Annotated in this window: 12 protein-coding genes; 3 read left to right on the plus strand and 9 right to left on the minus strand. The window is 72.7% G+C overall.

The features are described from left to right. Positions 1–1,363: 1,363 nt before the first annotated feature. Positions 1,364–2,218, plus strand: coding sequence for a hypothetical protein (locus NFX44_RS19635; protein WP_262285009.1), 855 nt, complete (start codon positions 1,364–1,366; stop codon positions 2,216–2,218). 22 nt (positions 2,219–2,240) lie between these two features. On the opposite strand, the gene NFX44_RS19640 is transcribed toward NFX44_RS19635, so the two are convergent. Both NFX44_RS19640 and NFX44_RS19645 read right to left on the minus strand, forming a co-directional pair. Next, a complete protein-coding gene (locus NFX44_RS19640; protein WP_262285010.1) occupies positions 2,241–3,239 on the minus strand; it encodes a D-alanine--D-alanine ligase in 999 nt (332 codons plus the stop codon). A 7-nt stretch (positions 3,240–3,246) separates the two neighbouring features. Further along, positions 3,247–4,560, minus strand: a complete 1,314-nt coding sequence (locus NFX44_RS19645) for a PLP-dependent aminotransferase family protein (RefSeq protein ID WP_262285011.1) — start codon at positions 4,558–4,560, stop codon at positions 3,247–3,249. Positions 4,561–4,857: 297 nt separating this feature from the next. Here NFX44_RS19645 and NFX44_RS19650 point away from each other — a divergent pair, with 297 nt between their 5' ends. Next, entirely contained in the window at positions 4,858–5,523 is a 666-nt protein-coding gene (locus NFX44_RS19650; RefSeq protein WP_262285012.1) for a GNAT family N-acetyltransferase, read from the plus strand. Between the two features lie 13 nt (positions 5,524–5,536). On the opposite strand, the gene NFX44_RS19655 is transcribed toward NFX44_RS19650, so the two are convergent. The 7 genes from NFX44_RS19655 to murJ form a co-directional block, all read right to left on the minus strand. Further along, positions 5,537–6,697, minus strand: coding sequence for an N-acetylmuramoyl-L-alanine amidase (locus NFX44_RS19655; protein WP_262285013.1), 1,161 nt, complete (start codon positions 6,695–6,697; stop codon positions 5,537–5,539). A 189-nt stretch (positions 6,698–6,886) separates the two neighbouring features. Then, entirely contained in the window at positions 6,887–7,210 is a 324-nt protein-coding gene (gene trxA, locus NFX44_RS19660; RefSeq protein ID WP_073836974.1) for a thioredoxin, read from the minus strand. Between the two features lie 38 nt (positions 7,211–7,248). Beyond that, positions 7,249–8,202, minus strand: coding sequence for a thioredoxin-disulfide reductase (trxB, locus tag NFX44_RS19665; RefSeq protein ID WP_262285014.1), 954 nt, complete (start codon positions 8,200–8,202; stop codon positions 7,249–7,251). A 179-nt stretch (positions 8,203–8,381) separates the two neighbouring features. Continuing rightward, positions 8,382–9,350 carry a hypothetical protein gene (locus NFX44_RS19670; protein WP_262285015.1) on the minus strand — a complete coding sequence of 323 codons (969 nt, stop codon included), beginning with the start codon at positions 9,348–9,350 and terminating at the stop codon, positions 8,382–8,384. After that, on the minus strand, positions 9,347–10,018 hold the full coding sequence (sigM, locus tag NFX44_RS19675; protein ID WP_262285016.1) for an RNA polymerase sigma factor SigM: 672 nt from the start codon (positions 10,016–10,018) through the stop codon (positions 9,347–9,349). The genes NFX44_RS19670 and sigM overlap by 4 nt, the downstream gene beginning before the upstream one ends. A 103-nt stretch (positions 10,019–10,121) precedes the next feature. After that, on the minus strand, positions 10,122–11,735 hold the full coding sequence (locus NFX44_RS19680; RefSeq protein ID WP_262285017.1) for a protein kinase family protein: 1,614 nt from the start codon (positions 11,733–11,735) through the stop codon (positions 10,122–10,124). A 429-nt stretch (positions 11,736–12,164) separates the two neighbouring features. Beyond that, positions 12,165–13,904, minus strand: a complete 1,740-nt coding sequence (murJ, locus tag NFX44_RS19685; protein WP_262285018.1) for a murein biosynthesis integral membrane protein MurJ — start codon at positions 13,902–13,904, stop codon at positions 12,165–12,167. Positions 13,905–14,036: 132 nt separating this feature from the next. Between murJ and NFX44_RS19690 the strand changes: the two genes are divergently transcribed. Next, positions 14,037–15,497, plus strand: a complete 1,461-nt coding sequence (locus tag NFX44_RS19690) for a CCA tRNA nucleotidyltransferase (RefSeq protein WP_262285019.1) — start codon at positions 14,037–14,039, stop codon at positions 15,495–15,497. Positions 15,498–15,548 lie beyond the last annotated feature (51 nt).

Consider the following 15,548-nt stretch of genomic DNA (forward strand, 5'->3'; position numbering starts at 1 on the left):
CCGCCGGCAACCGTCATGCGCGCCCGGCGAGCAACCGCCGGCCGCACCCGACGGGCAGGGCCAGGTCCCTGTCCTGAAGCCTTCGCCCACGGCGGCGTGTCTGCGGGCCCGTTGAGCGGTGTGCGCCCCAGCGCCTGGAGGCCGAACTACCTAGCGATCGGCCGGAGCCAGCTGGGCATGGCGTCGACCGGGACAAGGCGCTGGGCGCTGCTTCTCGTTCCGGCCGTCATCCGACTCCGTTGGACGCTCCGCTCTGGAGAGGTCGGCGACCCAGGAAGGTCCGTCCTGAGGCCTGTCGCCTCTCGGTCGTCGATGGGATTGCGGGCGGGCCGGCAGTGGTTCCGCGGGGTGGCGTCTTGGAGGCTGCGAGCGTCTTGGCACCGCCTATCGTCCTTGACGATCCAGAGTGCCGACGGCTGGGCGTCGCCGGTTCACAGGGCGCTGAGCGGCGCCGGACCGGTCGTCGTCTCCCGACGGCCGCCCATCGCGCGTCGAAGCTCGCCGCCGATCATGAGGACCCCGCCGGCCGGCCGAGTGAGGGCCCAGCCCGTACCCGGCCAGCCCTTCACGACGCCACACTCCGCTTCCTGTTTCACGTGGAACACAGCTCGACCGGATGTTGGGCATGGCGTCGACCGGACAACTCGCTGGGCGCTGCTTCTCGTTCCGGCCGTCATCCAACTCCGTTGGAAGCTCCGCTGATGGCCGCATTGCGGTTGGCGCCACTGCTGACCACAGACCTGCCGGCGGCCTCACTTGTGCGCCGACGCCGATGTCTCCGTCAACCGCCGGGCAGCCATGACCGGCGCCGCGCGGCACGGGGAGTCGCTGCAACGGACGTCGCTCGCCGAACGCGCTCGCCGAACGGACTCACCGAACGCGCTCGTCGACCCGCTCACCGGATGTCGCCCACCGGACGCAGTCGCCGGACGGGCTCGGCGGACGCTGCTGACCGGACGCCGCTCACCCGAATAGCGCTCATGCGCGCCGCCGTTTCACGTGAAACACGGCCGCCAATCGCGCACCTGTCGGGCCCGCGCGGTGCCCCGGGGGCTGTCTCGGAAACCATCGCCATCGGCCGGTGCGGATCGCCGCCTCGCTCGTTGGGAAGGAAGGATCGAGGCACCCCAAAGGCCCGCTAACGACCGCCAACGTTATCCACAGCAGTTGTCCACAGGCTCTCGCCGTTCCACGTGAAACATCGCGCCGAAACCCTTGCTGAGCAGTGGATGACGCGCTGTGCTGGTGATCTCAGCGGCCTGTGGACAACGCGGTGGACAACCTGTGGTTGATCGATGAGGAACGCTCAGCGGCCCGTACTCGGGTAGGGACAGGCGTCGCCAACTCGGTTAGGGTCAGCGTCGTGCAGGACACCCCTCCCTCAGTCCCGGACTTCACCCAGTGGCCCTCCTTCCCCTTCGAGGGCGATCTCCACGTCAAGCAGCTCGACGAGCCGGTGCCGGTCGAGCCTCCCCGCCGCGGCGAGGGAAATCGGGAGTGCACCGCCTGCAACGCGCCGGACGAGGCGTACATCTGGGTGGGTGAACGATGGCGGGTCCGGGCCATGGACCGGCCCACCGGCCTGCCCATGGTGTTGATCCTGGAGTCCCGGTCGCACCTCGACCTCGGCGATCTGCCGAACCTGCTCGCCGCCGAGTTGGGCGTCATGACCGTGCGCCTGGAGCGGGCAATCCGGTCGCTGGACGGCGTCGCCCGGGTGCATGTCAACCGCTGGGGTGACGGCTCGGCGCACCTGCACATGTGGTTCCTGGCCCGGCCGTACGGGCGGCTGCAGCTGCGGGGCACGTTCCTGTCCCTGTGGGACTCGATCCTGCCGCCGATCTCCGAGGCGCAGTGGCGGGAGAACCTGGCGATGGTCGCCGCGTGGCTGGCCGAGTTCGGTGGCCGTCCGCTCGCCGAACCGCCGCGCATCCAGTGGCAGGCACCGTCGAGCCTGACTGCCGCGCCGACCGGCGGGGCGACCGAGGAGCCCGAGGAGGAGATCGCCTCGGTGATCGAGGCCGCGGACGAGATCCCCGAGGCCGAGGCGGCGGAGGAGCCGGCCACGCCCGAAAAGGCCGAGCACCCGGAGCGGGCGCCCGCGCCGCAGCAGGCCGGGCAGCCGGATCGGGCGGGCACGCCGGAACGATCCGAGGTGCCGCAGCAGGCAACCGCGCCGGAACAGGCCGAGCAGCCGCAGCGGGCCGAGACGCCGTAGCGGGCGACCGGTCAGCCGGACGTCAGGGGCGGCGGGCGGCGGCGCGGCTCACCAGGGTGCCGAGCGCCCGCCCGAAGTCCAGGCCCGCCGCCTGGACGGCCAGCGGGAGCAGCGAGGTCTCGGTCATCCCGGGGGAGACGTTGACCTCCAGCACATGCGGCTGGCCGTCCGCGTCGACGATCAGGTCGACGCGGGACAGGTCGCGGAGGCCCAGCGCGGCGTGTGCGGCGAGCGCCACCCGGGTCACGCGCTCGGTCGTTTCGGGGTCGAGGCGGGCCGGCGCGTGCCACGTGGTGCGGCCGGCCGTGTAGCGGGCCGCGTAGTCGTAGACGCCGTTGCGGGGCACGATCTCGACCGGCGGCAGGGCCTGCGGCCCCTCGCCCAGGTCCAGCACGGAGACCGCCACGTCCATCCCGGGCACGTAGCGCTCCACCAGCGCCGTCTGGTCGTACGCGAAACAGCCGACCATGGCGGCCGGCAGCGACGTGGCGTCCCGGACGACGGCGGCGCCGAGCCCGGAGCCGCCCTGCGCGGGCTTGACCATCAGCGGCAGGCCGAGCCGGTCGGCGATCCGGTCCAGGACGGCCACCGCGCCCAGTTCCGAGAAGCGGTCGTGTGGCAGCGCCACCCAGTCGGGCGTCGGGATGCCCGCCTCGCGCAGCACCGCCTTGGCGGAGGGCTTGTCCCAGGCGAGCCGGGAGGCGCGGGCGTCGCAGCCGACGTAGGGGACGTCGCAGAGGTCGAGCACACCGCGCAGGGAGCCGTCCTCGCCGGTGGCGCCGTGCAGGGCGATCACCACGGCGTCCGGCGGGTCGGCGGCGAGAGCGGGCAGCAGCGCGACGTCGGCGTCCCGCAGTTCGGCTTCCACGCCGACGGCGCGCAGCGCATCGAGCACCCGCCGGCCGGACCGGAGCGAGACGTCCCGCTCGTAGGAGAGGCCGCCGGCGAGCACCAGCACGTGCAGTTCGTCGGTGGCGGCGGGTCCGGTCACGGACGTGTGTGCGGCAGGGCTGACGGACATGCGGGAATCATGCCAAGTCGGGACCGGGCGTGTCCGAGCCGCCCTGCCGGCGCCGCGGACCCGCCCCGCCGACCGCGCCGAAGACCTTGCGCATGGCGATCTCCTGCTCCATCACGCCGGCCAGCCGGCGAACGCCCTCACGGATCCGCTCCGGCGGCGGAAAGGAGAAGTTGAGCCGCATGTTGCCCGTCCCGGTCCCGTCGGCGTAGAAGCCGGTGCCCGGCACGTAGGCGACCCGGGCGGCGACCGCCCGCGGCATCATCGCCTTGGAGTCGAGACCGTCGGGCAGGGTCGCCCAGACGAAGAGGCCACCGGCCGGGGTGGTCCAGGTGGTGCCCTCCGGCATCAGGTCCGCGAGCGCGTCGAGCAGGGCGTCCCGGCGCTCGCGGTAGACCTCGCGGTAGACCTTGAGCTGCTCCCGCCAGGGCATGGTGCCCAGGTAGGTCGAGACGGCGGCCTGTGCGAAGCCGCTGGGGCAGAGGATCTGCGCCTCGCTGGCGATGACCAGCTTGTCGCGGACCGCGTGCGGGGCGAGGATCCAGCCCACCCGCAGGCCGGGCGCGAAGGTCTTGGAGAAGGTGCTCAGGTAGAAGACCCCGTCGCGCCGCCGGGCCCGCAGCGGCGCGGGCGCCTCACCCTCGAAACCGAGCTGACCGTACGGGTCGTCCTCGACCACCAGCAGCCCGGCGCGCTCGCAGATGTCGAGCACCCGCTCGCGCCGCTCCTCGCTCAGCGTCACGCCGGTGGGGTTCTGGTAGGTCGGGATGGTGTAGAGGAACTTCACCCGCCGGCCGGCGCGGGCCAGCTCGGCGATGGCCACCTCCAGCGCCTCCGGGATCAGCCCCTCGGAGTCCATCGGCACGTGCGTCACCTGGGCCTGGGCGGCCTGGAACACCCCGAGTGCGCCGACGTACGTCGGCCCCTCGGCGAGCACCACGTCACCCGGGTCCAGGAAGAGCCGGGCCACCAGGTCGAGCGCCTGCTGCCCGCCGACGGTGACCACCACGTCCTCGGGGGAGGCGCCGCACGACGCGTCGATCCCGGACAGCGCCATGACCTCGCAGATCCGCTCGCGCAGCTCCGGGGTGCCCTGGCCGATGCCGTACTGGAGGGTGGTGGCGCCGTGCTCGGCGCCGAGCCGGCCGAGCATCTCGCCGACCGCGTCGAGCGGCAGCGCCGCGATGTAGGGTGCCCCACCGGCGAGCGAGACGACCTCCGGCCGGCTGGCCACCGCGAAGAGTGCCCGGATCTCGGAGGCCGTCATCCCCCGGACCCGCCGGGCGTACCGGTCGGTGTAGTCGTCGAGCGTCGTGCCGGTCATGACATCACCTCGATCGGGTGTCGGCGGGGCTGCCGCCCGGTGTGGTACCCGCGATGCCGGCAACCATGGCGGCGCGCGGGAAAAGCCGGTTGGTCGATCGTAGTCGCCGCCGGCCAGCACCGGGCCCACCGTGTGGGTACGTCCACATCCCGGACCGGCCCTCGTCCCCGGCGCGGGTGGGCGTTCGCGCGTCCCCTCCCGTAGCGCCGGGCGGAAGCGTACGATCGCTCGTCGGGGGGCAGGAAGGCGGCGGGAGACCGCAGGGGTCTCCGCTCCGGGCCTATGGGTGGGGTGCTCATGTCGCGACGTCTGGTCAGTCTGACCCTGGACACGCTGGAGGACCTGCCCCGCTCCTGCCGGCAGTGCGTCTACTGGGAGCTGGACCCGGTCTCGGCCGAGCGCGCGTGCGCCGCCGGTGACCCGGGGCTGGAGAAGGAGGCCTGGGTCTCCCAGACGCTCCTGGAGTGGGGTTCCTGCGGCAAGCTCGCGTACGTGGACGGCATGCCCGCCGGTTTTGTCATGTACGCCCCGCCGGCGTACGTTCCGCGCTCGATGGCGTTCCCCACCTCGCCCGTCTCAGCGGACGCCGCGCTGCTCATGACGGCGCACGTGGTGCCCGCCTTCGCGGGCGGCGGCCTGGGTCGGATGCTCGTCCAGGGGGTCGCCCGGGATCTCACCAAGCGTGGGATCAAGGCCATCGAGGCGTTCGGCGACGCGAAGTTCGGCGACGACGCGGACGACCCGGCGCGGGGCTGCCTGGCGCCCGCCGACTTCTTCCTCTCGGTGGGCTTCAAGACGGTCCGCCCGCACCCGCGCTACCCCCGGCTCCGGCTGGAGCTGCGCACCGCGCTCAGCTGGAAGTCCGACGTCGAGTACGCGCTGGAGAAGCTGCTCGGCTCGATGAGCCCGGAGACGCTGCTGCGCCCGGTCCGCCCGGCGCCCGCCACCCGCTCGATGAGCTGACGCCCGGGGCGGCTCAGTCGACCACCGTGCCGGCGGCCACCACCGCCCGCAGCTCGCTCACGTCGATCGAGCCGGTGGGCACGTCCCGCTCGATCGGGAAGTACATCCGCTGCACGGCGGCGACGATCGCCTCGACCAGCCGGTCCCGGAACCGGGGGTCCACCAGCCGGTGGCGGTCGGCCGGTGAGGTCAGGTAGCCCACCTCGACCCGGACCGCGGGCATCCGGGTCAGCCGCAGCAGATCCCAGGTCTTGGCGTGGGTGCGGCAGTCCCGCAGCCCGGTGCGGGCCACGATCTCCCGCTGCACCAGCCCGGCCAGCCGCTCCCCGGTGGCGGAGGTTACGCCGTTGTCGGTGCCGTAGTGGTAGGTGGCCACCCCGTCGGCCGCCGGGTTGGCGTGCCCGTCGGTGTGCAGGGAGATGAAGACGTCGGCGCCGAGGGAGTTGGCGAGCTGGGCGCGGTCCGCGTCCGGCAGGCAGGTCCGCGGGGACGGGCCCCGGGTGAGCTGCACGCGTACGCCGGCCGCCGCGAGCCGCCCCTCCAACCGGCTGGCCAGGTCGTGCACGAGGTCCGCCTCGGTCCAGCGCAGCGGGCCGTCGGGCACGACCACGCCCGGGTCGGTGCCGCCGTGCCCCGGGTCGATGACCACGGTCCGCCCGACCAGGGTCGGCCCGGCCTGCCGGATGGCGTCGGATTCGCGGAGCCACTGCGGCCGCCCGCCGACCACCTTCCGGCCGAGGCGGCGCAGCGCGTTGATGGTGTGCGGACCGCACGTCCCGTCCGGTTTCAACCCCATCTCCCGCTGGAACTGGGCTACCGCGCGGGAGGTGCGGATGCCGTAGATGGCGTCGGCGCGGCCCGCGTCGTATCCCATCTCCAGGAGCCGTTCCTGCAGTGACCGGACGTCCTCCCCGGTCAGCGGCTCGGGGACCGCGTGGTAGAGGGTGCGCGCGCCGAACCGCCAGCGGGCCGCGTCGAGCGCCTGCCAGGTCTCCGTGCCCACCCGCCCGTCCACGCTGAGGCCGCGGGACTGCTGGAACGCCCGGACGGCGCGCTCGGTCTCCGCGTCGAACTCCTCGCCGCCGGGTCCGGCGGGGAGCAGTTCCAGGCCGGTGAGGACGGTGCGGATCTCGGCCACCGCGGGTCCCCGGTCACCGGGTCGGATGGGACGCACGATGACCCCCCTCTGCACGGACGCTGGCTGGCCGGAGACTCCGACGGAGGTGCTTCCCCGCTGGGGAGACCTTACGGAGCGTACCGTGGCCGGTCACCGGCGATTGTGGGTTCGCCGCAGGTCAGAAACGCGGAACCCCCGTCGCCCGGGGTCGGGCGGACGGGGGTTCCGGTGGTGTCGGGTGTCGGCTCAGAGCGCCGACTCGATGAGCTTGACCAGCTCACCCTTCGGCTTGGCGCCGGCGATGGACTGCACCGGCTCGCCGTTCTTGAAGATGGTCAGGGTCGGCACGGACATCACCCGGTAGGTGCGCGCCGTCTCGGGGTTCTCGTCGATGTTGAGCTTGACGATGGTGACCTGGTCACCCATCTCGCCCGCGATCTCCTCCAGCAGCGGCGAGACCTTGCGGCACGGACCGCACCACTCCGCCCAGAAGTCGACCAGAACCGGCTTGTCGGACTTCAGCACGTCGCTCGCGAAGCTCGCGTCCGTGACCGCCTTGGTTGCTCCCACTATGAACCCCTCCTCCGGGACCTGTTCGTGAAAATGTTTCAGCCTTGCAGGGTGGCGATGAAGCGCTCGGCGTCGAGGGCGGCGGCACAGCCCGTGCCGGCCGCCGTGATGGCCTGCCGGTAGATGTGGTCGACCACGTCACCGGCGGCGAAGACACCCGGGATGCTGGTCCGGGTGCTCGGCGCCTGCACCTTCACGTACCCCTCGTCGTCGAGCTCCACCTGGCCCCGGAAGAGCTCGCTGCGCGGGTCGTGGCCGATCGCCACGAAGACGCCGGTGACGTCGAGCACCTTGCTCTGACCGCTGTGCACGTTGCGCACCCGTACGCCGCTGACCTTGCCGTCCTCGCCGAGGATCTCCTCGATCACGCTGTTCCACTCGACCTTGATCTTCTCGTTGCCGAGGGCCCGAGCGGCCATGATCTTGCTGGCGCGGAACGAGTCGCGGCGGTGGATGATCGTCACCGACTCGGCGAACCGGGTGAGGAAGCTGGCCTCCTCCATCGCCGAGTCGCCGCCGCCGACCACCACGATGTGCTGGTTCCGGAAGAAGAAGCCGTCACAGGTCGCGCAGGACGACACGCCGTGGCCCAGGTATTCCTGCTCGCCCGGCACGCCCAGCGGACGCCAGGCCGAGCCGGTGGAGAGGATGACCGCCCGGGCCCGGTAGGCCGTCTCGCCCACCCAGACGGTGCTCACCTCGTTGGAGCCGACCTCGCCGGTGTCCTTCAGCTCGACCCGGGTCACGTCGTCGGTGAGGAACTCGGCGCCGAACCGCTCGGCCTGCTTGCGCATGTTGTCCATCAGCTCGGGGCCGAGGATGCCGTCCGCGAAACCGGGGAAGTTCTCCACCTCGGTGGTGGTCATCAGCGCACCGCCGGACTGCACGCCCTCGATGACCAGCGGCTTGAGGTTGGCGCGCGCGGCGTAGACCGCCGCGGTGTAACCGGCCGGCCCGGAGCCGATGATGATCAGGTTGCGGACCTCGTCCACTGCCGTCTCCCGATGTGTGTGTTCGTCACCGGCGCGCACCGATGTCCGATCCCGAGTGCCGACGGCTCAGCGGCGTCGGCGCCTGACTTGCAGAACGTCATCGTACGAAGCGAAGATTCCCGAGCCGGTCATCCGGTGGGTCACGTCACGCGGCGGAGCCCGCCCGGGTGACCGCGACCTCACCCTACCCGCGCGGTGAAGCGGGTGTCCGCGCCGGACCCGGGGACCCCGCACTCGGGTCCGCTCACCCAGGCCCAGCGGGCGCCGCCCCCGTCCGTGAAGGTCACCACCAGCGCCGGGCTGCCCCGGAACCGGGCGTAGTCGACCAGCTGAACGGTGAGCGGGCCGGCGCGGTGCTCCGCGCCGATCTCGGACAGGCAACCGGCCAGCGCCTCGGGGCGTTCGAGCCGGTCCAGCCCGGTGGTCTCGAACACCCGGTGCTCGTCCTGTCCGTCCGCGGGCTCCGCCCGGTCGCTCGCCTTGGTCGAGAGCCCGGCGAACCCGCCCGGGATCCGGGAGAGGGTGTCCGGGGTGTAGTCGGTGCCGCTGTGCAGGGCCGGCCCGGTGGTCCGGAACGGCCCGGCGGCGAGCGGAGCGGCCCCGCCCTCGGCCCGGCTGCCCGCGCTGTCGGCCGTCCCGGTGATCCCGCCGGCACCCGCGTCGACCAGGTAACTGACCCCGAACCCGACCGCGGTCACCGAGGCGGCGGCCAGCGCGACCGGACCGGCGAGCCGCGTCCAGCGCCGGGAGCGGCGTCCCGGCCCGGTGTTCCGGCCGGGCCGGCCCGTCGCGCCGGGCGGATGGGCGCCCCGGCCGGGCTGTGCCGGCACGGCGGCCGGCGTCGAGCCGTGCTCGGGAGGATCGGACGCCAGATCGCCCGTCGGGGCCGGGCCGGCGCCGGCGAGCGCCGCGGTGATCCGGTCCGCCACGCCCGGCGGCAGCTCCGGGCCGGGCTCGGCGGCCCAACCGGCCAGGTCCGCGTGGACCAGCTCGACCGCCCGGGCCAGGGCCGCGTACGCCTCGCCCCAGGCCGGGTCCTGCTCGACCAGCCGGGCGACGGTCGCCCGCTCCGGGGTGCCGTCCAGCGCCCCGCCGAGGTAGTCGGCGAGCAGGTCGTGGTCGACCTCGCTGAACTCCCGGGAAGTCACGTCTCCTCCTGGCTGGCATCCCGCCGGGACCACCCCGACGTGGATCCGACGCCCTCGGGCGGCCGGGGGTTCCCACCGGTGACCCTGGGCACGTCCGGGACCTCGTCGGAGCCGGTCCGGAGATGCCCGAGAAGCACGGCGAGGCGGGCCCGGCCCCGGGCGCACCGGCTCTTCACCGTCCCCTCGGCGACCTCGAGGATCCGGGCCACATCGGCCACCGAATAGCCCTGCACGTCCACCAGCACCAGCGCGGCCCGTTGCTCGACCGGGAGCGCGGCGAGGGCCTGCCGGACCACCAGGGCGGTGTCGTGGTCCCGGGCCGGTGCCGCCAGCTCCACCCCGCCGGTGTGCCGGCCGGGCTCCCCGTCGGTGTGGACGCCGTCGGACAGCGGGACCGTGGCGTGCGTCTGGCGCCGCCGGATCCGGTCCAGGCAGGCGTTGACCACGATCCGGTGCAGCCAGGTGGTGACCGCCGAGTCGCCCCGGAACCGGGCCGCGGCGCGGTGCGCCGACAGCAACGCGTCCTGGAGGGCGTCGGCCGCCTCCTCGCGGTCGCCGACCGTCCGCAGGGCCACCGCCCAGAGCCGGTCCCGGTGCCGGTGGAACAGCTCGGTGAAGGCGTCCCGATCGCCGGCGACGTGCGCCCGCAGCAGGTCGAGGTCGGACACGCCGGCCGGCTGGCCGTCACCGGTCGCTGGTTCGGGCGTACGCCCACCGCGACCCGCCATCACCACGTCCGGCGGAGGTGGTGCACCGGGTGCGGCGTACGGCTCACGAGCCCTGGACCGTGATTTCCTGGACGCCGAGCTTCCAGCCGCCGCCGCCGTCCTTCTCCGGCAGCTCGGTGATCCAGAAGAGGAGGTACTGGTACTTCTCCTCCGGGTTGAACCCGTCGAAGACCATCGTGGTGCCGTCGTGGTCCTCGAACGGCTGCCCAATGCGCTCCGTGTAGGCGGCGACGAGATCCTTGTCGCCCTTGGAGCTGGACGGAAACTCGTTCTTGCCGGCGCGCAGCTCGGCCGAGGCGCCGGTGGACGACAGGGTGGCCTGGATCGCCTTGACCGTGTGCGGGGCGCCGAGATCGATCCAGATCCCCATGCCGTCCTTCAGGCCGCCGAACTTGCCGTTGTTCCGGTAGCTCTGGGTCTCCCAGCCCTCGTTCGGGTCGCCGTCGATGACCTTCTCGGCGTCGCGCACCTCGGCGCGGTCCCGGCTGTCCGGGTCGATGATCCGGACGTCCTGGATGTTGAGCTTGCGGACCGGGGCCGCCGGCACGCTGGTGCCGCCGGCGGCGGGCGCGCTGCTGGACGGCTGGGCCACCGGCTCCTTGCCGTGGTCCTTGTCGTCGCCGAGGGCGCTGATGCCGATGAGCAGCCCGACCAGGGCCACCGCCAGCAGCGCGGCGATGCCCAGGGCGACCTTCCGGCCGCCGGCCGCGGCCAGCGGCGAGGGCTCGTCCTCGGTGTCGGCCGTGAAGCGCAGCGGACCGGCCTGCTCCAGGAAGTGCTCGTCGGCGGGGATGTCCAGCCGGTTCAGCTCGGCCGACAGGACGTCGGACGAGGGCGGGGCGATCTCCGGGTCGAGCAGGTCCATGGTGAGGTCGTCGAGGTACGCCGGCACCCCGGCGCGCACCTGGCGGGGCGCGGCGATGGCGCCGCCGGCGTCCCGGACGGCGTCGGGAAGGGCGGCCCGGCCGTGGCCGGCGGTGGCGCCGTGCAGCGGGGCCTCGCCGTGCGGCCAGTGGCCGGTCAGGGCGAAATAGAGCACCCCGCCGACCGCCCGCAGGTCGTTCTCCTGGCTGTCGGCCCCGTCGGTGCGCGCGTCGGCCAGCACCACGCGGCCGTCGTCGCTGATCATCGCGGTGCCGGGGTGGACGTTGCCGTGCACCATGCCGGTGGCGTGCACGGCGGCGAGGGCGCTGGCGACTGCGCTGCCGATTGCCGTGGCCCGGGCCGGGTCCAGCGGACCGTCGGCGGTCACCAGCTCGCGCAGCGACTGCCCGTCCACCCATTCGCGGACCACGTAGGCCCGGTCGGCCTCGTCGATCGCGTCGTAGACGCCGACCAGGTTGGGGTGGATCACGCGGCTGGCGGCGACGGCCGCCTGGAGCATCTCGGTGGCGGAATCGCCACCCGGGTAGCGGAGGACCACCGCGACCGGACGGCGCAGCACGACGTCGACCCCGCGCCAGACCAGCCGGCCCGCGCTGTCGTTGTTGATGTGCTCGACCAGCTCATACCGCTCGGCCAGGACCTCACCGACCGCGGGAGCACCGAAGGTCACGACCGGCGGAGAGGTCTCCTCCGCCTCCTGACCCTCGCCGACCTGGGTCACCCGTCCTCCCTCGGTGATCGTGTCGATCGATGGACCCGTGCTGCTGGGCATGTGGCTTCCCGCTCTGCCTTGGCTGGAACCGGCAGACCGGTGTCGACGCCCGCGTCGGCACCCGCCGTGCCCGTCGAGAGTGACCTTACCCGGGATGCCCGGTTCTCCGACATGTCATCTTCCCGCCGGACTCGGTGGGACGCCAGTGACCGTGGGGATCGGCCGGGTAACGGCCCGGTCGGGCCACGTCGCTGGGACACGCACGCCCAATCTAGATGTTGACGGCAAGTAGTCGGCGCAGGGGCGCACCGGTGTGGCGGCCTCCGTGACGCGGCTGGATTTCCCCTGCTCCGGCCGGTCACCCTCAGCCGTACGGTTGGTTGTCCACAGGCCGAGAGGCCCATTGGGCGGGGGAACCCTGAGTTATCCACAGCCGTATCCCCAGGCTGGTGATCGTCGTTCACCGTCCGTCATCGGCGCTGGTCGAGGTCATCGCCCGAGCCGGCGGCGGACCATACCGACCACCTCGGTGATCTCGCCGATGCGCAGCACCATGGCCAGCCCGAGGTACGTCACGCCGATCACCGCGCCGCCGATCACCAGCTGGGCCGCGGCGGCGAGCCAGCTCAGGTGCGCCGGGTCGCCGGGGAGCACCTTCACCACGAGCAGGCCGACCAGCGCGGCGCCCAACGCGGCGAGCACCACCCGGCCCATGGTCCGCATGATCCCGCCCAGGCCGATCCGGCCCACCCGGGGCCGCAGCAGCAGCGCCGAGACGACCGCCGCCGCCACGTACGAGATCGCGTTGCCGAGCATCATGCCGGCCGCCGCGAAGGTGGCCGAGAAGGCCAGGTAGAGGCCTACCTGGAGGAGCACCCGCAGGGCGACCACCGGGATGTTGACCAGGGCCGGGGTGCGGGTGTCCGGCAGCGCGTAGAAGGCGAAGGTGAAGAGCTGGCTGATCGAGAACGGCACCAGGCCGATCGCCGCCACCAGCAGCACGGTCGAGGTGGCCACGGCGTTGTCGCCGGTGAAGGCGCCGTACCGGAAGACCACCACCGAGATGGGGCCGGCCAGCACCGCGTAGCAGACCGCGACGGGAGCGAGCACCGCGGTGACCATCCGGGTTCCCCGGGACAGGTCGGCGGTGACGTCGTGGAACCGTCCGTCGGCGGCGGCCCCGCTCATCCGGGGCATCAGCGCCGTGATGATCGAGACGGCGATGATGCCGTGCGCCATCATCAGCAACAGGAAGACGTTGTTGTAGATCAGCAGACCGGCGCTGTCCTGGCCGGCCGCCCGGGTGAGCAGGTTGACCACCACGAAGAGGCCGAGCTGGTTGACCGCGACGTAGCAGAACATCCACGCGCCGAGCTGGGCCAGCTCGCGCAACCCCAGCTCCCGGAAGTCGAAGCGCAGCTTCCACCGGAAGCCGACCTTGCGCAGGGCCGGCAGCAGGCCGGCCGCCTGGACCGCCACGCCGAGCAGGGCACCGCCGCCGACGAGCAGGATCTGCCCCCAGCCCATGTCCTCGGGCCGGATCGCCTCCGCGCCGTAGATCAGGATGTAGAGGCCGAAAGCGCCGATCACCACCAGGTTGTTGAGGATCGGCGCCCACATCGGGGCGGCGAAGTGCCCCCGGGTGTTCAACACCGCGGCGATCAGCGCGCTCAGGCCGGTGAAGAACAGCATCGGCAGCATGAGGTAGGACAGGTTGGTGACCAGGCCCGTGTAGTTCGCGTCCTTGCCGCTGGCGTAGAGCGCGGTGAGTACCGGCGCGCCGGCCATGGCGATCAGCGCGGCGGCGGCCAGGGCGAACACCGCCAGGGTCAGCAGCCGCTGGGCGTACGCCTCGCCCCGGTCCGGGTCGGTCTTGCGGCGGCGGACGAGCACCGGGATCAGCACGCTGGTGAGCACGCCGCCGAGCAGGAACTCGTAGACCTGGTTCGGCAGGAACTGGGCGGTGGTGAAGACGTTGCCCACGAGGTTGCCCAGGGCCGCCCCGACCATCAGGTTGCGGACGAAGCCGGTGCCCCGGCTGACCAGGCTGCCGACCGCCATCACCGCGCTGTTCGCCGCGGCGCTGGTCTCCGCCACCACCTCCTGGGGCGGCGCGGTGGCCTCGACCCCCGGCTGGTTCAGCGGCTCCGCCGAGATGAAGGTGGCGCCGTCGTCCGGCGGCAGGCCGTCGCCGTGCGCGTTCGCGCTGCGGTAGAGCCTGCCGCTCATCTACCAGCCTCCAAGGGGTACGTCAGAGCCGGGCCTCGCCGGTCCCGCCCAACCGAGACCTTAGTCAACCCCGGCCCGTTACCCGCGCCCGGCGCAGGAGATGCGGTCCGCGACCGATAGGCTGGCGATCCCATGTCCGAAGTCTCCGCCTCCCACGCCGCCGACCGCCGCGATCTGACCGCCGCGCAGCGCAACGCCGTCGCCGAACTGCTCCGCGTCTCGCCGGTCGCCGACGAGCTGGGCCGACGTTTCGCCCAGGCCGGTCACGAGCTGCACCTGGTGGGCGGTTCGGTCCGCGACGCCCTGCTCGGTCGCCTCGGTGACGACCTGGACTTCTGCACCGACGCCCACCCGGACGAGACCATCCGGGTCATCCGGGGCTGGGCCGAGTCGATCTGGGAGACCGGGCGGGAGTTCGGCACCATCGGCTGCCAGCGCGACGGGCTCCGGCTGGAGATCACCACCTTCCGCGCGGAGGCGTACGACCAGGTCAGCCGGAACCCCGTCGTCGAGTACGGGACCAACCTCGTCGACGACCTCAAGCGCCGGGACTTCACCGTCAACGCCATGGCGGTCAGCGTTCCCGACCACCGGTTCACCGACCCGTACGGCGGGCTGGCCGACCTGGCCGCGAAGATCATCCGTACGCCCGGCACGCCGCAGGAGTCGTTCCGGGACGACCCGCTGCGGATGCTGCGCGCGGCCCGGTTCGCCGCCCAGCTGCGCTTCACGGTCCACCCGGACGTCCGCGCGGCGATGACCCGGATGGCCGCCGACCTGGACCGGATCACCGCCGAGCGGATCCGGGACGAGTTCACCAAGCTGCTCTGCGGCGCCGACCCGATCACCGGCCTGCGGCTGCTGGTCGACACCGGGCTGGCCGAGCGTTTCCTGCCGGAGCTGACCGGGCTGAAGCTGGAGATCGACGAGCACGCCCAGCACAAGGACGTGTACGAGCACACGCTGACCGTGGTCGCCAACGCCATGTCGATGGAGGAGAACGGCTGCGACTTCGTGCTGCGGATGGCCGCGCTCATGCACGACGTCGGCAAGCCGGGGACCAAGTCGGTCGGCTCGGACGGCCGGGTCAGCTTCCACCATCACGAGGTGGTCGGCGCCCGGCTGACCAAGGCCCGGATGAAGGCGCTGCGGTACCCCAAGGACGTCACCTCCCAGGTGGTCAAGCTGGTCGGCCTGCACCTGCGCTTCTACGGGTACGGCCGGGGCGAGTGGACCGACTCGGCGGTCCGGCGGTACGTCACCGACGCCGGTGACCTGCTGTCCCGCCTGCACAAGCTGACCCGCTCCGACTGCACCACCCGCAACCGGCGCAAGGCGGCCCAGCTCGCCGCCGACTACGACGCGCTGGAGGAGCGGATCGCCCGGATCGCCGCCGAGGAGGACCTGGCCCGGGTCCGGCCCGATCTCGACGGCAACGCGATCATGGAGTTGCTCGGGGTGCCGCCGGGGCCGGTCGTCGGGCGTGCCTGGCAGTACCTCAAGGAGCTGCGGCTGGAACGCGGCCCGCTGGAGCGGGCCGAGGCCGAGGCCGAGCTGCTGCGCTGGGCCCGCGAACAGGGCGTTCTCGACTGACGCCGCCGTCCGGCTGACGACGATACGCCGGCGTGTCGACCGAACGGTTGA

Origin of the sequence: Micromonospora sp. MA102, assembly GCF_025460765.1 — a bacterium.
Lineage (GTDB): Bacteria > Actinomycetota > Actinomycetes > Mycobacteriales > Micromonosporaceae > Micromonospora > Micromonospora halotolerans.

Bases quoted from the DNA above. Each gene is read 5' to 3' on its own strand.
- NFX44_RS19640 (WP_262285010.1), bottom strand. From the start codon at position 3,239: ATGTCCGTCAGCCCTGCCGCACACACGTCCGTGACCGGACCCGCCGCC.
- NFX44_RS19645 (WP_262285011.1), bottom strand. From the start codon at position 4,560: ATGACCGGCACGACGCTCGACGACTACACCGACCGGTACGCCCGGCGG.
- NFX44_RS19650 (WP_262285012.1), top strand. From the start codon at position 4,858: ATGTCGCGACGTCTGGTCAGTCTGACCCTGGACACGCTGGAGGACCTG.
- NFX44_RS19680 (WP_262285017.1), bottom strand. From the start codon at position 11,735: ATGCCCAGCAGCACGGGTCCATCGATCGACACGATCACCGAGGGAGGA.
- murJ (WP_262285018.1), bottom strand. From the start codon at position 13,904: ATGAGCGGCAGGCTCTACCGCAGCGCGAACGCGCACGGCGACGGCCTG.
- NFX44_RS19690 (WP_262285019.1), top strand. From the start codon at position 14,037: ATGTCCGAAGTCTCCGCCTCCCACGCCGCCGACCGCCGCGATCTGACC.